18 protein-coding genes and 2 tRNA genes are annotated in these 21,190 nt (G+C 65.3%); 17 read left to right on the top strand and 3 right to left on the bottom strand.

Annotated features, from left to right (window positions below; all coding sequences use genetic code 11):
• Positions 1–39: 39 nt before the first annotated feature.
• From ACG10_RS13895 to ACG10_RS13840, 12 genes are all read left to right on the top strand, one after another.
• Positions 40–2,952, top strand: a complete 2,913-nt coding sequence (locus tag ACG10_RS13895) for a FimV/HubP family polar landmark protein (RefSeq protein WP_089168666.1) — start codon at positions 40–42, stop codon at positions 2,950–2,952.
• A 3-nt stretch (positions 2,953–2,955) separates the two neighbouring features.
• A complete protein-coding gene (truA, locus tag ACG10_RS13890; protein WP_089168665.1) occupies positions 2,956–3,822 on the top strand; it encodes a tRNA pseudouridine(38-40) synthase TruA in 867 nt (288 codons plus the stop codon).
• Positions 3,823–3,903: 81 nt separating this feature from the next.
• Positions 3,904–4,524 carry a phosphoribosylanthranilate isomerase gene (locus tag ACG10_RS13885; RefSeq protein ID WP_089168664.1) on the top strand — a complete coding sequence of 207 codons (621 nt, stop codon included), beginning with the start codon at positions 3,904–3,906 and terminating at the stop codon, positions 4,522–4,524.
• Between the two features lie 344 nt (positions 4,525–4,868).
• Complete coding sequence (accD, locus tag ACG10_RS13880; RefSeq protein WP_089168663.1) at positions 4,869–5,798, top strand: acetyl-CoA carboxylase, carboxyltransferase subunit beta; 930 nt, start codon at positions 4,869–4,871, stop codon at positions 5,796–5,798.
• Positions 5,795–7,096 carry a bifunctional tetrahydrofolate synthase/dihydrofolate synthase gene (gene folC / locus ACG10_RS13875; RefSeq protein ID WP_089168662.1) on the top strand — a complete coding sequence of 434 codons (1,302 nt, stop codon included), beginning with the start codon at positions 5,795–5,797 and terminating at the stop codon, positions 7,094–7,096. Before accD ends, folC begins: the two co-directional genes overlap by 4 nt.
• Positions 7,080–7,688 (top strand): SPOR domain-containing protein, encoded by a 609-nt coding sequence (locus tag ACG10_RS13870; RefSeq protein ID WP_198318949.1) that lies wholly within the window; start codon positions 7,080–7,082, stop codon positions 7,686–7,688. Before folC ends, ACG10_RS13870 begins: the two co-directional genes overlap by 17 nt.
• A 117-nt stretch (positions 7,689–7,805) precedes the next feature.
• Complete coding sequence (locus ACG10_RS13865; protein ID WP_039803113.1) at positions 7,806–8,318, top strand: CvpA family protein; 513 nt, start codon at positions 7,806–7,808, stop codon at positions 8,316–8,318.
• A 76-nt stretch (positions 8,319–8,394) separates the two neighbouring features.
• On the top strand, positions 8,395–9,900 hold the full coding sequence (gene purF, locus ACG10_RS13860) for an amidophosphoribosyltransferase (RefSeq protein ID WP_039803115.1): 1,506 nt from the start codon (positions 8,395–8,397) through the stop codon (positions 9,898–9,900).
• 64 nt (positions 9,901–9,964) lie between these two features.
• Positions 9,965–11,176, top strand: a complete 1,212-nt coding sequence (locus tag ACG10_RS13855; protein ID WP_089168661.1) for an O-succinylhomoserine sulfhydrylase — start codon at positions 9,965–9,967, stop codon at positions 11,174–11,176.
• On the top strand, positions 11,173–11,955 hold the full coding sequence (locus tag ACG10_RS13850; protein WP_089168660.1) for an SDR family oxidoreductase: 783 nt from the start codon (positions 11,173–11,175) through the stop codon (positions 11,953–11,955). The genes ACG10_RS13855 and ACG10_RS13850 overlap by 4 nt, the downstream gene beginning before the upstream one ends.
• 219 nt (positions 11,956–12,174) lie before the next feature.
• Positions 12,175–12,250: transfer RNA gene (locus ACG10_RS13845), tRNA-Val, on the top strand.
• A gap of 35 nt (positions 12,251–12,285) precedes the next feature.
• Positions 12,286–12,362 (top strand) — tRNA-Asp (locus ACG10_RS13840).
• A gap of 245 nt (positions 12,363–12,607) precedes the next feature.
• Here ACG10_RS13840 and ACG10_RS13835 read toward each other — a convergent pair.
• Positions 12,608–13,567, bottom strand: a complete 960-nt coding sequence (locus ACG10_RS13835; protein WP_089168659.1) for a hypothetical protein — start codon at positions 13,565–13,567, stop codon at positions 12,608–12,610.
• Positions 13,568–13,875: 308 nt separating this feature from the next.
• On the opposite strand from ACG10_RS13835, the gene ACG10_RS13830 reads away from it, so the two are divergent.
• Together ACG10_RS13830 and ACG10_RS13825 are read left to right on the top strand one after the other, a co-directional pair.
• Positions 13,876–15,162 (top strand): hypothetical protein, encoded by a 1,287-nt coding sequence (locus tag ACG10_RS13830; RefSeq protein WP_089169894.1) that lies wholly within the window; start codon positions 13,876–13,878, stop codon positions 15,160–15,162.
• A 5-nt stretch (positions 15,163–15,167) separates the two neighbouring features.
• Positions 15,168–16,109 carry a 1-aminocyclopropane-1-carboxylate deaminase/D-cysteine desulfhydrase gene (locus ACG10_RS13825; protein WP_198318948.1) on the top strand — a complete coding sequence of 314 codons (942 nt, stop codon included), beginning with the start codon at positions 15,168–15,170 and terminating at the stop codon, positions 16,107–16,109.
• A gap of 7 nt (positions 16,110–16,116) precedes the next feature.
• Here ACG10_RS13825 and ACG10_RS13820 read toward each other — a convergent pair whose 3' ends face one another.
• The gene (locus tag ACG10_RS13820) at positions 16,117–17,106 is read right to left on the bottom strand and encodes a DUF1853 family protein (protein ID WP_089168658.1); all 990 of its coding nucleotides are present in this window, start codon (positions 17,104–17,106) and stop codon (positions 16,117–16,119) included.
• A 40-nt stretch (positions 17,107–17,146) separates the two neighbouring features.
• On the opposite strand from ACG10_RS13820, the gene ACG10_RS13815 reads away from it, so the two are divergent.
• From ACG10_RS13815 to ACG10_RS13805, 3 genes are read left to right on the top strand one after another with little or no spacing between them, the layout of a single operon-like run.
• Positions 17,147–18,034 (top strand): NAD(+) kinase, encoded by an 888-nt coding sequence (locus ACG10_RS13815; RefSeq protein WP_089168657.1) that lies wholly within the window; start codon positions 17,147–17,149, stop codon positions 18,032–18,034.
• 2 nt (positions 18,035–18,036) lie between these two features.
• On the top strand, positions 18,037–19,020 hold the full coding sequence (locus ACG10_RS13810) for a metallophosphoesterase (protein ID WP_198319084.1): 984 nt from the start codon (positions 18,037–18,039) through the stop codon (positions 19,018–19,020).
• Positions 19,004–19,867 (top strand): rhomboid family intramembrane serine protease, encoded by an 864-nt coding sequence (locus ACG10_RS13805; RefSeq protein WP_198318947.1) that lies wholly within the window; start codon positions 19,004–19,006, stop codon positions 19,865–19,867. The genes ACG10_RS13810 and ACG10_RS13805 overlap by 17 nt, the downstream gene beginning before the upstream one ends.
• Positions 19,868–19,876: 9 nt before the next feature.
• Here the strand turns inward: ACG10_RS13805 and ACG10_RS13800 are convergent, their stop codons facing one another.
• Positions 19,877–21,163, bottom strand: a complete 1,287-nt coding sequence (locus ACG10_RS13800; protein WP_089168655.1) for an OprD family outer membrane porin — start codon at positions 21,161–21,163, stop codon at positions 19,877–19,879.
• Between the last annotated feature and the right edge of the window lie 27 nt (positions 21,164–21,190).

Genomic DNA, 21,190 nt, shown 5'->3' with positions numbered 1-21,190 from the left:
CTCCTTTCTCTGCTCGGGAAATCACTCAAGGGATGCGTTATGGTTCGGGTTCGCAAACTGGCACTGGCAATCGCAGCGGCCTCGGCGCTGTCTTCGGGCGTAGCCCATGCGTTGGGCCTTGGAGAGGTGACCCTGCGTTCCGCGCTGAATCAGCCGCTGGTTGCTGAAATCGAACTGCTGGAGGCGCGCGATATTGGTTCCGAAGAGCTCGTCCCGGCTCTTGCCTCTCCCGAAGAGTTCAATAAGGCGGGCGTCGACCGCCAATATTTTCTGAGCGACCTGAAGTTCACTCCGATAATCAAGCCCAATGGCAAAAGTGTCATCCGGGTGACCTCCACCAAGCCGGTGCGTGAGCCGTATCTGAACTTCCTCGTGGAAGTTCTCTGGCCCAATGGCCGGCTGTTGCGTGAGTACACGCTGTTGCTCGATCCGCCGCTGTATTCGTCGCAGACAGCCATGTCCGCCGCGCAAAAGCCGCTGACCGAGCAGCAGGCCGGTGCCGTCTCGCGTGCTCCGGCTGCCGCCCCAGTACCGCCGGCGGCGACACCTCGCCCCACTCACCCCCGCCCGGCGGCCGCCAGCGTGCCGGCCGGCAAGGAATACAAGACCAGTACCAACGATACGCTGTGGAAAGTCGCCGAGCGTGTGCGGACCTCGGGCACGGTCCATCAGACCATGCTGGCGATTCAGGACCTGAATCCGCAAGCCTTCCTCGATGGCAACATCAACCGTCTGGTCAGTGGTCAGGTGCTGCGGCTGCCCGACGAGCAGCAGATCCGTCGTCGTTCGGAAAGCCAGGCAATGACCGAGGTCGCCGCGCAAAACGCCGCTTGGCGTGAGCGTCGTGCCCGGCCGGCCATCGCCTCTGCTCGGCAGCTGGATGCGACCCATCGCACCAAGGCCGATGCCGCACCGGCGCGTGTGGAGACTGGCGACAGCCTGCGCCTGGTTGCAGCCGACAGCGGCAAGGCTGTCGCTGGCAGCGACAAGGGGGGGAGTGGTCAGGCTTCCGCCGACAAGTTGGTGCTGGCCAAGGAAAATCTCGATGCGACCCAGCGTGAGAACGCCGAGCTGAAGAGCCGCATGGAGGATTTGCAGAGCCAGCTGGACAAGTTGCAGCGCCTGATCACGCTGAAGGATGAACAGTTGGCCAAGCTGCAGGCGGATCTGGCGCAGCCGGGTCAACCTGCCGGGGCCGCTGCCGAGCCGGCTGCCAGCGTATCGGTGCAGCCGAGCGAGCCTGCCCCGGCTATGGCGCCGCAGCCTGTGGCAGCCGCCCAGCCCGAGGCCGAGAGTGCTGCTCCTGCTCCCGTGTCGGTGGCGGCTGCAGCTCCGGGCGTGGAGGCCTCCGTTCCAGCGGCACCCGTCGCCCAGCCCGAGGTTGCCCCGGCCGCCCCGGGCACGCCTGTCCAGCCGGCAGCCGTTGTGGAGGCTCCCGCGCTGCCGGCAGCCGAGCCGGTTGCCGGCGTGCCAGTGCAGGCAGCTCAGCCACAGCCTCAACCCCAGCCGGCACCGGTCAAGCCAGTGGCGCCGAAGCCCGTGCGCCCCGCTGTGGCGGCGGAGGAGCCGGTCGGACTGGTCGACTCTATTCTGGACAATCCGCTGCTGCTCCCGTCGCTGGGTGGCGGTGCTGCGGCAGCCTTGCTGCTTGGCTTGCTGGCTGCCCGTCGGCGTGCCGCGAAGAAGGCCGATCTTGTCGTGGATGACGAAGACGAGGTGGCAATGGTCGATGCGCGGCTGGACACCGGCTTGTCGCGGGCAGCCATCGAGCCCACCCTGCTGGACGTGGCGCCTGGGGCCGGACAGGTGCGTGATGTACTGGACGAGGCGGACGAGCATATTGCCCGCGGCCGCCTCGGCACGGCTGCCGAATTGCTGCACGCTGGCTGCAGCGTCGAGCCCAAGCGCAGCGACCTGCGCCTCAAGCTGATGGAGGTCCATGCCGAGCTTGGCGACCGAGAGGGTTTTGCCCGCGAGGAGAAGGCATTGCGCGAAACCGCTGGTGCGCAGCCCCAGGTCGATCACCTGAAGATGAAGTACCCGGCCATGGCGGGCTTCGCGACTGCCGCTCTAACAGGTACTGTCCTGGCTGCCGGATTGGAGGCTCTCGAGGAAGAGGAAACCCCGTCCGCGCTGATGCAAGAGCCCGAGCCGACCCCTCCGGTCTTTGCCGCTGATATCAGCCTGAGTCTGGACGATCTGGAGGCCGAGCTGGAGAGAGATCTGCAGGGTGCCGGCCAAGTTGATGCCTCCCTGAATCTGGATGATTTGACGCTGGATGAGGCGTTGAAGCCGGCTCTGTCCTCGGCAGAGCCTTTGGCCGAGGATTTCTCCTTCGACTTGGAACTGCCCGAGGAGACTGCCACTTTCGGTCTGGAGGACGATCTGAAGGGGCTTGCCTTGGATCTGGAGATGCCGGTCGGGCTGGACCCTGTCGAGGACAAGGATTGCCTCGGCCTTGACTTGGAGTTCCACGAGGCGCCTGCCGCTGCACCGTCCGAGACCATTGCCTCGGACGATACGCTGTTGGAAGAAGGCCTGTTTGACAGTTTCGATCTGGCTGCGGGTGGCAATTTCTCCAGCGATGCGGATCTGTCTGCTCCGAAGCTCGAGCTGCCGTTGGCCGAGAATGGGCTGAAGGGGGAGGTGGCATCGGGCCTCATGACTCAGTTGGACGAGTTGGACATCGAACTCGAGCAGTTGGCTGCGGGAGTGGGCGAGCCGGGTGGCGCAGTGCAACCGGTGGCGCATTCGCTGGGCGAGTTGGTGGAAGGCGAGGACTTCGACTTCCTGGCGGACGCAGACGAGATCGCCACCAAGCTGGATCTGGCCCGCGCCTATATCGATATGGGCGACACCGAGGGTGCCCGGGATATCCTTGATGAGGTTCTGAGTGAAGGAAACGAAACCCAGCGACAGGAAGCGCGTGAAATGTCTGCCCGTCTAGCCTGATCGATGACCGAAGAAATCGTACCGAGCGCGGCAGCCGAAGTGGCTGCCGCTGGTTTTTACCGGGTGGCTATGGGAGTCGAGTACCGGGGCTCCCGCTACCATGGCTTCCAGCGTCAGAGTCCCAAGGTGGCCTCGATACAGGCGGCGCTCGAGTCGGCCTTGTCCAGGGTCGCCGGTGGCGTTCCGCTGAGCGTGGTGTGTGCCGGGCGTACCGATGCCCTGGTGCATGCCAGTGGACAGGTTGTGCATGTCGATACCCCCATCGAGCGCAGCATGCACGCCTGGACCATGGGGGCCAACATGAATCTGCCTCCTGATATCAGCGTTACCTGGGCCAGGGAAATGCCGGCGCATTTCCATGCGCGCTTCAGCGCTATGGCCCGGCGTTATCGCTATGTCATCTACAATGATCCGATCCGCCCGGCACACATGGCCGAGGAAGTTACCTGGAATCACCGACCGCTGGACATCGAGCGCATGCGCCTGGCTGCCCAGGCGTTGGTCGGTTGCCATGACTTCAGCGCCTTTCGCGCCCGCCAGTGCCAGGCCAAGTCGCCGATCAAGACGGTTCATCATCTGCAGCTGATCCAGCATGGTCGTTTGATCGTGCTGGACATCCATGCCAATGCCTTCCTGCATCACATGGTGCGAAATATCGCCGGGGTGCTGATGACCATAGGTGCGGGCGAGCGGCCTGTCGAGTGGGCGAGGGAAGTGCTGGACGGTCGCCAGCGTCGCAAGGGTGGGGTGACGGCACATCCCTACGGCCTGTATCTGGTGCAGGTCGACTATCCGGAAGAGTTCGAGTTGCCGCAGCGCTACCTGGGGCCGCATTTTCTGTCGGGCCTTCCGGACTGTCGGCAAGCCTGATCGATCGCTGGGTGGCCGATCGGGCTTGCAGCGGGTGATCCTTTTGTTACCATTCGGAACCTCTCTCTGGGTGTAAACAAATTGGCAGCCGTTCGCAGCAAAATCTGTGGGATTACCCGAGTCGAGGATGCCCTCGTGGCCGCCGAGGCAGGTGCCGATGCCATTGGTCTGGTGTTCTATCCCCACAGTCCGCGAGCAGTGACGCTGCAGCAGGCGCAGGCGATCGTTTCCGCCTTGCCGCCGTTCGTGACTACGGTCGGGCTTTTCGTCAATGCCAGCCGCCGTGACATCGGCGAGATCCTCGACGTGCTGCCGCTGGATCTCCTGCAGTTTCACGGCGATGAGACGCCAGCCGACTGCGATGGCCATCGCCGTCCCTACATCAAGGCACTGAGGGTCCGTCCTGGTGAGGATGTCGCCGCTCGCTGCCTCGAATACCGCAATGCCAGCGGGATTCTGCTGGATACTTATGTTCCTGGCGTGCCGGGCGGAACCGGCGAGGCCTTCGATTGGTCACTGGTACCGCGCGTCCTGCCCAAGCCGGTGATCCTGGCTGGCGGGCTGACCGTTCGGAACGTGCGCAGCGCAATCGCCCAGGTCGCCCCCTATGCGGTGGATGTCAGTGGCGGTGTCGAGGTGGGCAAGGGAGTGAAGGATGCCGAGAAGATTCGTGCCTTCATCCGCGAGGTGCAGAGTGCTTGAGGGGAGGGGCAGGGATTGCGTTTCCCACTTCTCGGGCTGTAGGGGGAGGGTGGCTGCTGGTCTGCAGTGTGACGGCAGACGGTTCCCAGCCGTCCATTAGCGAGCCGCCGATGCCGCGAGACTGGCTTCCGCTGCGCATTGGCTCTGCTGTTCATGACGGCGCCGCTGGGCGCCCGTCGCTCAGGTAACTGCTGGCTGGCATGACAATGGGTTCCGGCCTGGTGGGTGATCGCCAGGGTAGGGATCCCGCCCGCGGGTGGGTATTTCGTGAATTTGCTCAAAAATAGGCATGGGGCCATGGGACGTCATGCGTCGGGTCCCCAAAGCTGCGGAGAACATCAAACATGAGCAACTGGTTGGTAGACAAGCTGATCCCCTCGATCATGCGTTCCGAGGTGAAGAAAAGCTCGGTGCCGGAAGGCCTCTGGCACAAGTGTCCGTCCTGCGACGCAGTGTTGTACAAGCCCGAGCTGGAAAAGACCCTGGAGGTCTGCCCCAAGTGTGATCACCACATGCGCATCGGCGCGCGCACTCGGCTGAACATTTTCCTCGATGCCGAGGGGCGCGAGGAGATCGGTGCGGAACTGGAGCCGGTGGACCGGCTGAAGTTCCGCGACAGCAAGAAATACAAGGATCGTCTTGCCGCAGCGCAGAAGCAGACCAGCGAGAAGGACGCGCTGATTTCCATGAGTGGCACCCTGCAGGGCATGCCGGTAGTTGCCTGCGCCTTCGAGTTTTCCTTCATGGGCGGCTCCATGGGCGCCATCGTCGGCGAGCGTTTCGTGCAGGCGGCCAACGTGGCCCTCGAGCGACGTTGTCCCTTCATCTGCTTCGCGGCATCCGGCGGAGCACGAATGCAGGAAGCGCTGATCTCGCTGATGCAGATGGCCAAGACTTCCGCGGTTCTGGCGCGTCTGCGCGAGGAGGGCATTCCGTTCATCTCGGTACTGACCGATCCCGTCTATGGTGGCGTTTCCGCCAGCCTGGCCATGCTCGGCGATGTCATCGTCGCCGAGCCTCAGGCGCTGATCGGCTTTGCCGGTCCCCGGGTGATCGAGCAGACCGTGCGCGAGAAGCTGCCCGAGGGTTTCCAGCGCAGTGAGTTCCTGCTGGAGCACGGCGCCATCGACCTGATCATTCCTCGCCAGGAGCTGCGTTCGCGCCTGGCCCGTCTGCTCGCCCAGCTGACGCATTGGTCCGCGTCCACCTCGGCAAGCACCGAGGCAACCGAGGAAACTGTTACCGATCTGGCCATGGATGTTGCCACGGCATGATCGAGCGCAGTCTCGCCGACTGGCTCGCCTATCTCGAGCGACTGCACCCCACGGCCATCGACATGGGCCTGGAGCGCTCGCGCGAGGTGGCGCTCCGGCTGGGACTGGGGCGTCCGGCGCCACGGGTAGTGACGGTTACCGGGACCAACGGCAAGGGCTCCAGCTGTGCCTTCCTCGCTTCGCTGATGGGCGCGCAGGGGCTTAAGGTCGGCGTCTACAGCTCCCCCCACCTGCTGCGCTACAACGAGCGGGTGCGGATCGATGGCCGCGAGGTCGACGATGTCGAACTGTGTCTGGCCTTTGCTGCGGTAGAGGCGGCGCGTGGCGAGATCTCCCTGACCTATTTCGAGATGGGCACCCTCGCGGCCTTCTGGCTGTTCGAGCGGGCCGGGCTGGATGCCGTCGTGCTGGAAGTGGGGCTGGGAGGGCGGCTGGACGCCGTCAATCTGGTCGACGCCGATGTGGCTGTAGTCACCAGCATTGCTCTGGATCATGTCGAATGGCTGGGCGATACCCGCGACTCGGTGGCTTTCGAGAAGGCCGGAATCTTCCGCGCCGGACGGCCGGCCGTCTGCGGCGAGCCGGACCCGCCGGCACCCCTGCTCGAGCAGGCCGCGGCGCTGGGGGTGCCGCTCTACAGGCGTGGTCCCGACTATGAGCTGACGCCCGGGGACGGTGCCTGGGACTGGCGTGGTTGCACTGCCGCAGGCGGCAGGCTCGAGTTGCAGGGGCTGCCGCAGCTCGAGCTGCCGGTGGAGAGCGCGGCTCTGGCGCTGCAGGCCTATGCCTTGCTCGATCTACCCTGGCACGCCGGGTGCCTTGCGCAGGCCTTGAGTGCCACGCGCCTGAGCGGGCGTCTCGAGCGGCGCCACATTCGCTGGCAGGGCAAGCGGCTGTCCTTCCTGCTGGATGTCGGGCACAACCCACATGCCGCGGCCTACCTGGCCCGGCATCTGGCCGCGCAGCCGCCAGAAGGGCGGCGCCTGGCGGTTTTCGGCCTGCTCGCCGACAAGGATCTGCCTGGTGTGCTGGAGCCCATGTTGCCGCAAGTCCGGAGCTGGGCGGTGGCGCCGCTGCCGACCCCGAGAAGCCTCTCTGCCCAGGAGCTTGCGGCTGCCCTGCAGGAGCGTGGGGCGCAGGTTGCCGTTTGCGCCGGCATCGCCGAAGCACTGCAGGAGCAGTGCCGGCGGGCCGCCGAGTGTGATGAGATTCTGGTGTTCGGCTCATTCTATTGTGTGGCCGAGGCGCTGGAGTGGTTGAGTCGGCAGGAGGAAAAACAGGATGGCCTGGCTGGATAAGAGGCTCAAGCAGCGGATGATCGGCGCCCTGGTGCTGCTGGCACTGGCAGTGATCTTCCTGCCCATGCTGTTCACCCGCGAGGACGAGGTGCGGCAGGTGGTGGTCGAGGCGCCGCCCATGCCGAAGGCACCGCCTGCGCCGCGTGTCGAGGTGGAGCCGGTCGCGGTACCGGAGCCGGTGATTCTGCCCGAGGAGCCGCCACCTTCCACGGCTGTTGCCAGCACGCCGGCCACTCCGGCCGTGCCGGCAGCTTCCACCAGCAGTACGCGGGACAAGACCCAGGCGGCCAATCCCGCCCCGCCGCCGGCACAGGCCAAGGTAGCTGAGGCCAGCCGGCTGGATGCCAACAGCCTGCCGGCCAGCTGGTCGATCCAGCTGGCCAGCCTGTCCAACAGTGCCAATGCCCAGGCCTTGCAGAAGACCCTGCGCAGCCAGGGCTACAACGCCTACATCCGTCATGTGGACGGGATGAACCGGGTTTACGTCGGGCCGGTTATCGAGCGGAGCGAGGCCAACCGCCTGCGCGATCAGCTCAAGCGGCAGCACAATCTCAGCGGTTTCGTCGTGCGTTTTCAGCCCGAGCGCGGCTGAGCGGTTGGCTTCGCCGGCCGCATCGCGGGCGCGGACTTGGCCAATGGGCTTGGGTTCCTACTCGAACAGAAGGGGCTCTGCTAGAATGCAGCGCCTTTTCCATTCATGGGTTGAGCCGTGGCATTCACCTGGGTCGATTGGGCGATCATCGCGATCGTCGCCGTTTCCAGCTTGGTCAGCTTGACGCGGGGCTTCGTCAAGGAAGCCCTGTCGCTGGTCACCTGGATCATCGCCGGCGTCATCGCCTGGATGTTTGGCGGAGCGCTCTCGCAGCATCTGGTCGGCTACATTGCCACGCCCTCGCTGCAGGTCATTGCCGCCTGCGCGATTCTCTTCGTGGCGACTCTGCTGGTCGGTGCACTGGTCAACTTCCTCATCGGCGAGCTGGTGCGCGTCACCGGCCTGTCCGGCACGGATCGCGTGCTCGGCATGGTCTTCGGCGCTGCCCGGGGAGGGTTGCTGGTGGTGTTGCTGGTCGGCCTGCTCAGTCTGGCGCCGGTGCAGCAGGATGCCTGGTGGCAACAGTCGATCCTGCTACCGCACTTCCTGATAGTCGCCGATTGGTCGAAAAATCTCATTCTCGGATTTTCCAGCCAGTGGTTTGCCAGCGGGATAAGCGTGCCGCGCTGAGCCTCCGAAAGACAGATGGGGCCGGCCTCGGCGGGCGCCCGGAATTAGCCTGAACTACTAGCAGGGGTTGCGTCACATGTGTGGCATCGTCGGTATTGTCGGTAAGTCCAACGTCAATCAAGCGCTGTATGACGCGCTTACCGTCCTTCAGCATCGCGGCCAGGACGCTGCCGGTATTGTCACCAGCCATGAGGGCCGGTTGTTCCTGCGCAAGGACAATGGCCTGGTTCGCGACGTGTTCCAGCAGCGGCACATGCAGCGTCTGGTCGGCCACATGGGCATCGGTCACGTGCGCTACCCCACGGCCGGCAGCTCCAGTTCGGCCGAGGCGCAGCCGTTCTACGTCAACTCTCCCTACGGGATCACCCTGGCGCACAACGGCAACCTGACCAATGTCGACCAGTTGTCCCGGGAAATCTACGAGTCCGACCTGCGTCATGTGAATACCAGCTCCGACTCCGAGGTGCTGCTCAACGTCTTCGCCCATGAGCTGGCGGTGCGCGGCAAGCTGCAGCCGACGGAGGAAGACGTGTTCGCCGCGGTTTCCGGCGTGCATCGCCGCTGCCGGGGCGGCTACGCCGTGGTGGCGATGATTACCGGCTACGGTATCGTCGGCTTTCGCGATCCCAATGCGATTCGCCCGATCGTCTTCGGCCAGCGTCAGACCGACGAGGGCGTGGAGTACATGATCGCCTCGGAAAGCGTCGCCCTCGACGTGCTCGGCTTCAGCCTGATCCGCGACCTGGCGCCGGGCGAGGCGGTCTACATCACCGAGCACGGCAAGCTGTTCACCCGCCAGTGCGCGGAAAGTCCGAAGTACTCGCCGTGCATCTTCGAACATGTCTACCTGGCGCGCTCCGACTCCTTCATGGACGGCGTCTCGATCTACAAGGCGCGGCTGCGCATGGGCGAGAAGCTGGCCGAGAAGATCCTCCGCGAATGCCCCGAGCACGACATCGACGTGATCATCCCGATTCCCGACACCAGCCGTACCGCGGCGCTGGAGCTGGCCAACCACCTGGGGGTGAAGTTTCGCGAGGGCTTCGTCAAGAACCGCTACATCGGCCGTACCTTCATCATGCCGGGGCAGGCGGCGCGCAAGAAGTCCGTGCGCCAGAAGCTCAACGCCATCGACCTCGAGTTCCGCGGCAAGAACGTCATGCTGGTGGACGACTCCATCGTGCGCGGCACCACCTGCAAGCAGATCATCCAGATGGCCCGCGAGGCTGGCGCCAAGAAGGTCTACTTCTGCTCGGCGGCGCCGGCGGTGCGCTATCCCAACGTGTACGGCATCGACATGCCTAGTGCCCACGAGCTGATCGCCCATGGCCGCAGCACCGAGGAGGTGGCCGAACTGATTGGCGCCGACTGGCTGGTCTACCAGGATCTGTCCGACCTGATCGATGCGGTAGGCGGCGGCAAGGTGAAGATCGACAACTTCGACTGTGCTGTCTTCGACGGCAAGTACGTCACCGGCGACATCGATGCGGCTTATCTGGAGCGCATCGAGAAGGCCCGCAACGATGCCAGCAAGGTCCGCAACAATGCGGTCAGTGCAATCATCGACCTGTACAACAACTGAGCGGCAAGCGAAGACGCTTGAAGCTCCGAGTGGCGACTGCCGCTCTCATGCGAGGGGAAAGGATATGACGACCGAGTGGGATGCCGGGCGGCTGGACAGCGACCTGGAGGGGGCCGGCTTCGACACCCTGGCCGTGCGTGCCGGCCAGCGCCGTACTCCCGAGGGTGAGCACGGCGAAGCCCTGTTCATGACCTCCAGCTACGTGTTCCGCAGCGCCGCCGATGCGGCTGCCCGCTTTGCCGGCGAGCAGCCCGGCAACGTCTACTCTCGCTATACCAACCCTACGGTGCGCACCTTCGAGGAGCGCATCGCTGCGTTGGAGGGCGCCGAGCAGGCAGTTGCCGCGGCGTCCGGCATGGGCGCCATCCTGGCCATGGTGATGAGCCTGTGCAGCGCCGGTGACCATGTGCTGGTATCGCGCAGCGTATTCGGCTCGACCATCAGCCTGTTCGACAAGTACTTCAAGCGCTTCGGCATCGAGGTCGACTATCCGCCGCTGGCCGACCTGGACGCCTGGGCCGCGGCCTGCAAGTCGAACACCAAGCTGTTCATCGTCGAGTCGCCGTCCAATCCGCTGGCCGAGCTGGTCGACATCGCTGCATTGGCCGAGATCGCTCACAGCAAGGGTGCATTGCTGGCGGTAGACAACTGTTTCTGCACCCCGGTGCTACAGAAGCCGCTGGCCCTCGGCGCCGATATCGTCATCCACTCGGCGACCAAGTACATCGATGGCCAGGGGCGCTGTCTCGGCGGCGTGGTGGCCGGCAGCGCCAAGCTGATGCAGGAGGTGGTCGGCTTCCTGCGTACCGCCGGTCCGACCCTCAGCCCGTTCAACGCTTGGCTGTTCCTCAAGGGACTGGAGACCCTCAAGGTGCGCATGTTGGCCCACTGCGCCAGCGCCCAGGCGCTGGCCGAGTGGCTGGAGCAGCAGCCGCAGGTGGCCAGGGTCTACTACGCTGGCCTGCCCAGCCACCCGCAGCACGAATTGGCCAAGTGCCAGCAGGGCGGTTTTGGCGCGGTGGTGAGCTTCGAGGTCAAAGGCGACAGGGCGGCTGCCTGGCGGGTCATCGACAACACCCGGATGATCTCCATTACCACCAATCTGGGCGACACCAAGACCACCATCGCTCATCCGGCCACCACTTCCCACGGCCGTCTGACTCCAGAAGCGCGGGCGGCGGCCGGGATCAGCGACAGCCTGATTCGCGTGGCGGTCGGTCTGGAGGACATCGAAGACATCAAGGCTGACCTCGCCCGCGGGCTGGCCGCGTTGTGATCGACCTGAGCCTGGAGGCCGGCAAGCCGCAGAGCAACGGCAAGGTCGCCCTAGTCACCGGGGCGGTGCGTGGCATCGGACTGGGCATCTCCGCCTGGCTGATCGCAGAAGGCTGGCAGGTGGTGCTGGCCGACATCGACCGCAAGCGCGGCGCCAAGGTGGCCCGAGCGCTGGGCAGCAGTGCCTGGTTTGTCGGTATGGACGTCGCTCAGGAAAGCCAGGTGGCAATGGGGGTGGCCGAGGTGCTCGGGCAATTCGGCCGTCTCGACGCGCTGGTCTGCAATGCCGCCGTCGCCGATCCCCGCAATCCTCCGCTGGCAGAACTGAAACTCAGCCACTGGAATCAGGTGCTGGGGGTCAACCTGACCGGTCCGCTGCTGCTGGCCAAGCACTGTTCCGCCTATCTGCAGGCGCATCGTGGCGCCATGGTCAACATCGCCTCGACCCGTGCACACCAGTCCGAGCCGAACTCCGAGGCCTACGCGGCCAGCAAGGGAGGGCTGCTGGGGCTTACTCATGCCCTGGCGATCAGTCTTGGGCCGGATGTCCGGGTGAACGCCGTCAGTCCCGGCTGGATCGATTCGCGCAGCCCCGGCGAGCGCCGGCAGGCGCCGCTGTCTGCGCAGAGTCATGCCCAGCATCCTGCCGGCCGGGTAGGGACGGTCGAGGATGTCGCCGCCCTGGTCGCCTGGCTGCTGTCGGACCGGGCTGGCTTCGTCACCGGCCAGGAGTTCATTGTCGACGGCGGCATGACGCGCAAGATGATCTATCTGGACTGATTGTTCGGTCAGTCAGGACTTCTTCTTTTGCTTCGGAAGATGTGTGCCCCGTTTTGGGGCTGTTGCGGAGCGTCTTGTGCCATGGTGTGTCTTTCCTTCGCCGAGGCATGAGCGGGGCTGCCTTATACTTCTTGATTCGTCCTTGCGAAGAAAAAATCAGGCAGGCTGTTGACTTAGCGCTGATTGGTGGGTAAATTGCGCGCCACCTCGCAAGGCGATGGCTGATTAGCTCAGCTGGGAGAGCACCTGCATCACACGCAGGGGGTCGGCGGTTCGATCCCGTCATCAGCCACCAGAGCTTGCGAAAATGGACGAAAGTCCAGCCGACACGCAGCGGTAGTTCAGTCGGTTAGAATACCGGCCTGTCACGCCGGGGGTCGCGGGTTCGAGTCCCGTCCGCTGCGCCATACATGAAAGCCTCCAGACAGCAATGTCTGGAGGCTTTTTCATTGAGCTTGCTTTTAATTCAATGGTCATCTGATTCGTCTAGGCTTTTTGGCATGGACTTTGTCTATTGTCTTTCCAAATAACCAGTCGATCAGGAGCGATCCCTATGGATGACTATCAAGAAGAACTTCTCGAATTCCACGCTGCCGAGCGAGATCCCGCGGAGCCGGCGGAAGATGCCACTGAAATGTGAGTGCGCGTCTGATCACTGGCCCTCTTCTGCTGGCAAGTCTGTCGAGGGTTCCAGACTACTCCGGATAGTCAGCAGATGGCTGCCAGGCGCCACCCTTTCCTGTTCGGGGGCTGATTGCCCGCAGCACTCCGTCAAGTCTTCGAGTGGCCACAGTCGGCCTCGCAGAAACAACGCTATCCCGGTCTGCATGCCCGCCGATCTCACCAGGCTGGGTGACCGGCATCCTTGGCGGCTGACCAGCACCTTCAGCTTTTCCGTGTGAACCTCCTGTACCGTGGCCTGCCCGGTAGCCTTTGCCGGGCAGGCCTGTGTTTGGGGCGTGCCGAGCAGGTTGCCATCCGGGCCGAAAACCGGGGCGAAGTTGTAGAGCGGCCCTTTGCCGGTATGCAGCGTGCCGTTCTCCAGGCGCGGCTCAGGCAGGAGCAGAGAGCCTGCCAGCAGGGTGATGCGGTATTCCCGGGCCAGGGAGCCGAACAGCTGCTGATAGTCACGGGCGGTCTTTTCCGCCTTCATGCGCAGCAGGGTTTCCCCCATTCCGGGAAAACCCTCGCTCTGCAGCCAGGTCCAGGCCAACTGGTGTGAATTGTCCAGAACCAGCCATGCCTGCGCTTCGGAAAGGCTCCGGGCGCTATAGAGCTCGCTTCTTTCGCCGCCGAGTAGCAGCCAGGTTCCGATCTGGTCGGGCAGGGCGACCACGCTGTGCTCGTTGAGCAGGCCATTGTCACGCGCTTTGTCCAGAATGGCGGCGAGCTTCAAACGCAGATGCTCCGGGCTGCGGTAGTCGCTGGGAAACAGTTCGGGGCGAACGACCAGCAGATTGGCTTTGGCCTCCAGCGTTCCCTCTTCATGAATGAGCGTACTGCGCAGGTTGGCCAGGTAATGTCCGGCCGAGCCGGGGGCGCTCCAGTTCGCATAAGTGCCGAGGAGGGCGGCGAGGATCAGCAAGGCCGGGATGAGCTGGAGTTTGCGCATGAGCTGGGTGGCAGCGTGAAAGTCTGTTCAGGGTAGGGAGGGGCGCCAGGAATGCCAAGGCGGCACTGTCGCTTGTGGAACTGAGCTGGCAATTGTGCGTCAAAAGGCCATCAGTGAGTGCTTCACAGTTTCCTCCTGCGCTCCTCGGGCGTGGGCGTCGCTCCGAGTGACTGCCGATTGCCTCACGTTGCTGTCAGGCTTCTTTTACCTAGACTTGGCGTGCCTTGTGGAGCAGCCGATGCGGCAGGCTGAAGCCATGAATCAGGAAAACACGATAAGGGACCGAGAGCGTGCAGAAAAAACTGAAAATGGTTGAGGCCGTGATGTTCTTCAATGAACACGGCGTGTGCCGGGAGATGCTCCTTCCGGAGTTCGAGGCCGTACTCGATGGTGTCGTCGGGCTGCCGGATCTGGCCGATCAGCAGGTGCGTCTTGCCTATGTGCTGATTTCTCCCAGGCTTGCAGTGCGGGCCGCGGTCTTCTTCCACCTGGATTTCGACGAAGACGGTGCAGCCGATCCCAGCTGGAATATCCCCTTGCGACAACTGTCCGAGCGTGCCGGCCCGGGGGCCGATCTCGGTGCCGGACCTATTCGTCTGGTCTGCCGCAGCCAATGTTCCGTGCCTTGGCATCAGATGCATCTGTGGGATCCCGAGCCGCAGGATCTCCTGTCGCTGCGTGATGCAGCCAGGCGCAACCAGCTTGGCCTGCTCAGTGAAGAGGAGGGAATGGCGACAGCGGGTGGATTGACCCCCTCCTTGCCGGCGACTCGGAGCCGGGGAGTGGCCGCCAATGCCCGTGCCTTGCCCGGCAAGGACTGGAATGACGAACAGCGGCGGAAGACCGCCCGTCTGATCAAGCGACAGCGCCTGCATATTCGCGATCTGAACCGCTATCAGGAGGAGGCGCTGGGAAGACTGAAGCAGGCCGCCGAGCGTCAGGCCGGAGCCCTGCAGGCCGAGGTGCAGCAACTGCGCGAACAGCTGCGGAGGCAACAGGCGCTGAATGCCAGCCTTGAGGCACAACGGCAAGCCCTGTCCGAGTCTCTGGCGCGGGCGGAGGCCGAGGTAGCCCGCCTGCTCGCCGAGCAGATGCGCGAGCGTGGCGTGCAGGCGGACGAGCAGCTTCGTACCGAGCAGACGCTGCAGAGCCGGGTCGGTGAGCTCGAAACCGAGCTGGCCGCCCGCGCAGAGCGCGAAAGGCAGGGGCAGGAGGAAATTCTCAGGCTCCAGCATGAACATGCGCAGCTGGCGGCCCGGGGTGTCGAGCAGGCCCTCGAGAGGCTGGCCGGCCTGGGCCTGACCTTCGTGGTCTATCACCCCGGCGCGGGTCACCTGACCATTCCGCTGCAGGACATCGCCCGCTATCAGGAGAACCCCATGGCCTACGCTGCAGGCAAGTGCTCGGTCAGCGAAGAGCGGTATCGCCAGTGGCTGGACCACTTCCAGCAACCGCTCTGCGAGGCCGAGCTGCCCGGCGGCAGGCGTTGCGCGCTGCCGATCGATCGGGTCGACAGTCCCCAGCGTTTCGTCGCGGGCGAATCCAACTGCTGTTCGCGGCACAAGTCGGGCAGCCGCCTGCGCAACGCCAGCTGACCCCCGTGCTGACTATTCGCTGGTCGCCGCAGGCGCCACTGCAGCCCCTTGCGCTGGGCTGGCTGGCCGCTGCCGGCGTCGAGGTCGGCGTATTGCGGCTCGACCTGATCGACCCGCTGATCTCCGGCAACAAGTGGTACAAGCTGGCGCCCCACCTGACGGAAGCTGCGCGTCAGGGAGCAACGGGGCTGATCAGCCTGGGCGGTCCCCATTCCAATCACCTGCATGCATTGGCTGCGGCCGGGAAGCGCTTCGCCTTCCCCACGGTCGGGCTGCTGCGCGGCGAGCCCTGCGAAACCCCGACCGTGCGCGATCTGCAGGCCTTCGGCATGCACTTGCACTGGCTCGGCTACGGCGGTTATCGGGCGCGCCACCGGGACGGCTTCTGGGATACCTGGCGCGAGCGCTATCCCCAGCTGCATCCGGTCCCGGAGGGCGGCGGCGGCCTGACCGGCGCGCAGGGTTGCAGGGGGCTGCGGGACATGCTGTCGCCCCAGCTGGAGAGGCTCGGCTGGTCCGACTACCACGGCTGGTGGCTGGCCGCCGGTACCGGAACCACATTGGCCGGCCTGGTCCTTGCCGAAGCTGGAGCCCATCCGGTGCATGGCGCCCTGGCGGTGCCGGCGAGTCATGGCGTGGCGCCGCAGGTCCGGGCGATTCTTGCCGAGGCCGGGATGGCCGATGCCGGCTATCGTCTGCTGGACGCCAGTCGCGGTGGCTTTGCCCGGCTCGACGCGGCGCTGGCGCGCTTCATCCTCGACAGCGAGCGGGAGGGGGGCATTCCCCTGGATCCCGTCTATACCGGAAAGGCTCTGCTGGCGCTGCGCGAGCAGGTCGCGTGCGGCAGCATTCCCCGTGGCAGCCGGCTGGTTTTCGTGCACACCGGCGGGCTGCAGGGACGGAGGGCGCTGGCCGGGCACCTGCAGGCGCTGGGAGCCCGCGGCTGACGCCAGGTTAGCGTGGGGCCGGCCAGCTGTCGCCGACCAGAAATACCCGTTCCGCCTCGAGCCATTCGCCGGCTGAATCCGCCGTCAGTCGGGCCAGCAGCTGTGCTGGTGCGTCAGGGGCCAGCCCTGCGTACCAGTCTTGCAGGATGGCCGGCGGCCAGAGATCCGCTGTCTCGATGCGAGCTGGGGCCAGCCAGGCATGGCGGGGCAGGGGCTGCCAGCAGCCTGCGGAAGCGCCGGCCAGAAAGTTCGGCCAGTCGCGTCGCGCCAGCCAGCGACCGCGCAGGTGCGCCGGGTTGGCACCGGCAGGGGGCGGGCATCCATCCGGCCAGGGATAGAACAGATAGCCGCCGAGCCAGCAGCCGGCCTGCAGGTCGGCGACGCCGAGTTGGTTCAGGATCGCCCGGGCCGCCGGACTGCTCGACAGCGGCAGCTGATGCCGCTCGAGGTGCTCCAGTTTGAGGTCGAGCCGGTCATGCCGGCCGGGACCGATCCAGCGGGCCGGATGCTGCTCAGGGCTTCCTGCCGGACCGAGATAGAGCTTGATCGCCAGCTCCAGGTGATGCACCCCTTCGGCATCCTGCAGCAGCAGGTCCAGCTCACCCAGGGTGTTGCTGCCCAGGCGGATCGGCAGATTGGCGGCGAGCAGGCGGACTCCAGGCGCCTGGTTCAGGGCGAACTGCCAGAGCCGCTCGTAATAGAGGCCCAGGCGGCGCGTCGGGTGCTGCGCCAGCCAGGTATCCAGCGGGGTGCTGCAGGCGTCCAGCGCCCGCAGCCAGTCGGCCAGGCCGGCCGGATTGTGGGCCCAGTCGCTGGCCGCCAGTGGATGGCGCTGCGGCCAGGCGGTGGCGGCGAGCAGGGGGGGCGACAGCAGGGTCCAGGCCAGGTCGCGGATCTGGGGCTGACGAAGGCGCGCAGGGAGGTCGGCGAGGCTGCCGAAAGGCCCCGCTTCCCCCCCATTGGAGGTGGTTTGCCGCTCTGCCCGGCTTTCCCGCATAATTGCCTCTTGCCTGTAACGCAGCCCCCGCAGGAGCCCCATGGAGCACTTTCGCAATATTGGCATCATCGGTCGCCTAGGTAGTACCCAGGTGGTGGACACCATCCGCCGACTGAAGAGATTTCTGCTCGACCGACACCTCCATGTGATCCTCGACGAGAGTATTGCCGAACTCCTGCCCGGGCATGGTCTCCAGGTGTCCTCGCGCAAGCAGCTGGGCGAGGTCTGCGACATGGTCATCGTCGTCGGCGGCGACGGCAGCATGCTCGGCGCGGCGCGTGCCCTGGCCCGCTACAAGGTGCCGGTGCTGGGCATCAACCGCGGCAGTCTGGGCTTTCTCACCGACATCCGTCCCGACGAGCTGGAAACCCGGGTCGCCGAGGTGCTCGACGGCCAGTACACCGTCGAGAGCCGCTTCCTGCTGGAGACCCAGGTGCGCCGCAAGCTCGAGCCGATCGGCCAGGGCGATGCGCTGAACGATGTGGTGCTGCACCCGGGCAAGTCGACGCGGATGATCGAGTTCGAGCTGTACATCGACGGGCAGTTCGTCAGCAGCCAGAAGTCCGACGGCCTGATCGTCTCCACGCCGACCGGCTCCACCGCCTATGCCCTGTCGGCCGGCGGGCCGATCATGCATCCCAAGCTGGACGCCATCGTCATCGTGCCCATGTATCCGCACACCCTGTCGAGCCGGCCGATCGTGGTCGCCGGCAACAGCGAGCTGAAGATCGTGGTGTCGCCGAAGATGGACATCTATCCCCAGGTTTCCTGCGACGGGCAGAACCATTTCACCTGTTCGCCCGGCGACATCGTCACCATCAGCAAGAAGCCGCAGCGGCTGCAGTTGATCCATCCGCTGGACCACAACTATTACGAGGTGTGCCGGACCAAGTTGGGCTGGGGCAGCCGTCTGGGCGGTGGCAGCTGATGCTGGTCGATCCGCTGCGCAGCTACGACCTGATCGGCGACGTGCATGGCTGCGGCCATAGCCTGGAGGCCCTGCTCGAGCGCCTCGGCTATCGGCGTCAGGGCGGTGTGTGGCGTCATCCGTGGCGAATGGCGCTGTTCGTCGGCGACATCGTCGATCGCGGCCCACGCATCCGCGAGGCCCTGCATCTGGTGCACGACATGGTCGAGGCCGGCCAGGCGCTGTGCATCATGGGTAACCACGAATACAATCTGCTGGGCTGGTCCACCGAGGCGCCGCCCGACAGCGGCCTGCAGTACGTGCGCGAGCATACCGCGCGCAACGAGCACCTGATCCACGAGACGCTCACGCAGCTCGCCAATCATCCGGGCGACTGGCGGGCCTTTCTCGACTGGTTCTACGAGCTGCCGCTGTTCATCGATGCCGGTCGCTTCCGGGTCGTGCACGCCTGCTGGGACAGCAGCCTGATCGAGCCCTTGCGCCAGCAATACCCGGAAGGCCTGATCGACGAGTCCTTTCTGAAGGCTTCCGCACTGCCCGACACCTTCGCCCACCAGGTCTTCGAGCGCCTGCTGCGCGGCATCAACATGCGCCTGCCCCATGGCATGACGCTGACCGGCCGGGACGGCCTGGTCCGCGAGACCTTCCGTACCAAGTTCTGGGCGGACGAGCCGCAGACCTACGGCGATATCGTCTTCCAGCCGGATGCCTTGCCCGAGCCCGTCGCGCAGATGCCGATTTCCCGCGCGCACCGGGCGGAGCTGCCCTTTTACGACGCCGACCAGCCGCCGCTGTTCGTCGGCCACTACTGGCGCCGCGGGCAGCCGGCGCTGATTCGTCCCAACCTGGCCTGTCTCGACTACAGTGCGGTGATGTTCGGCAAGCTGGTGGCCTACCGCCTGGACCAGGAGACCCGGCTCGATCCCGACAAGTTCGCCTGGGTCGAGGTGGAGCGTCCGGAGGCTCCCCATGAATACAGCGATTGAGGCCCTGCGCCTGCCGCTGGGGACCGATCTCAGCGGCTTCGTCGCCCTCTTGCAGCGTCTGGGCGTGCCCCACCGGGTCAGCGAGGAGGGCGGCGAGCAGGTGCTCTGGGTGCCCGATTCCCGCCTGGTCCGGGAAGTGGGCCTGCTCTATGCGCGCTTTCCCGAGGGTGATCCGCAGGGCGCGCTGCCGGCACCACCGCGCCGCAGTACTTCCGGCATTTTCCGTCAACTGCGCCGCAGTCCCCTGACCTCCCTGATGCTGCTGGCGACCCTGCTGGTGGCGGGCCTGACCCTGCTCGGGGACAACCTCGCCGCCGTCGGCTGGCTGACCTTCCAGGAATTCCACATCCAGGGCGACTACCTGTATTTCGTCCCCCTGGCGGAAAGCCTGGCTGCCGGGCAGTGGTGGCGCCTGCTGACCCCCATGCTGATCCACTTTGGCTGGTTGCACCTGGCGATGAACGCGCTCTGGTACTGGGAGCTGGGACAGCGCATCGAGGCTCGCCAGGGGGCGCTGATGCTGCTGCTCCTGACCCTGCTGTTCGGCCTGGCGTCCAACGTCGCGCAATACCTGTTCGGCGGCCCGGCGCTGTTCGGCGGCCTGTCCGGGGTGCTCTACGGCCTGCTCGGCCACTGCTGGATCTTCCACCGGCTCGCGCCCGGCGCGGCCTATCGCCTGCCGCCGGGCGTGGTGGTGATGATGCTGATCTGGCTGCTGGTCTGCCTGTCCGGACTGGTCACCGCTCTGGGGCTGGGGGCCATCGCCAATGCCGCGCATGTCGCCGGACTGGTCGCCGGCTGCCTGACCGGCGCCCTCGGTGGCGCCTGGGCACGCCGCAGAGGCTGAATCCGGGGTTCAGAGAAGCTCCAGCGGGTATTCGACGAACAGCCAGATCTCGTTCAGGTCCTGGTTCAGGTCGCGGCTGGCGCGGTAGATCGAGCCATAGAGGTTGATCGACAAGTCCCTGGCTGCGCCTTCCGGCACCACGTACTGGATCTGGTTGTAGAACTCCCGTTCGCTCGCCATGCCGCCCCGGCCGGTGTCGATCTGGCTGCCGTGCACGTAGGCGCTCTTCCAGCTCAGCCCCGGCACCCCGTAGTCGGTGAAGTCCAGCTCGTAGCCGATCTGCCAGGAGCGTTCGTCCTTGCGGTTGAAGTCGGAGTAGAAGGCGTTGGCCAGGTAGTTGGCGTCTCCGCCGTCGCCGAAGTCGAAATCGTAGCCGTGGGTGACCGGCTGGCCGTCGTCGTCGAGACTCTCGAAGCCGCCGATGGAGCGCTGCCAGGCGAGGATGAAGGCATGGGATCCCCAATGGTAGGTGGCCATCAGGCTCCAGATGCGGTTGTCCTCGTCCTTGCCGGTCTGGGTGTAATCCCGATCGTAGCGGGTTCGGTAGAAGTCGAAATCGAGTTCCAGGGAGCGCTCTTCGGCGAGGGGCAGCCGCCAGGCGATATTGGCGTATCGCTTCCTGGCCATCGCCTCGATGTCGGAGAAGTACAGGGTGGCGCTCAGCTGATCGCTGAAGGCATAGCTGCCGCCGATGAGCTCGATGGAGTCCAGTTCCCGCCCCGGCACATCCCGACCGCTGTGGTTGTTGTCGTTTTGCGCCGTGAAGCGTCCGGCATGCAGGCTCAGGCCGTCGGTTTCCCCGCTTTCGAGCAGAACGCCGCGAAAGGTCTGCGGCAGCAGGCGGGAACTGTCGTAGGACAGCACCGGCAAGGCGGGCAGCTGATCGCCGTATTTCAATACCGTATTGGACAGCCGCAGCTTGAGGACGAGGCCGAGCTCGCCCAGATCCTCTTCGGGATCGCCGTCGCTGTCGGTGGGAAAGTAGGCGATGTCGCCGTCGTCGCGGCTCTTGCCGGTGTCGAGCCGGACGGCGAACAGGCCGTAGGCGTCCAGGCCGACGCCCAGGGGGCCCTGGCTGAAGCCGGACTCGAAGGTGGCGATGAAGGCCTGGGCCCAGCGCGACTGGTCGCGCACGGCGTCCTGGTTGTCGCGATAGACGTAGCCGTTGCGCAGCAGCAGGCTGGCGCTGGCGTCTTCGGCGAACCCGCCGGGCGGCGCCGAGCTGGCGACGGTTTCCCGGGAAACCGTCACGGCCAGAATCAGGGCGATCAGCTTCCCTCTGATCGTTGCAGGCATCGGGATGCGGCTCCTGTCTGAGCTGTA

Source organism: Azotobacter chroococcum (genome assembly GCF_002220155.1).
In the GTDB taxonomy this organism is placed as follows: Bacteria; Pseudomonadota; Gammaproteobacteria; order Pseudomonadales; family Pseudomonadaceae; genus Azotobacter; species Azotobacter chroococcum.
This window is presented reverse-complemented; position numbering and strand designations above follow the sequence as displayed.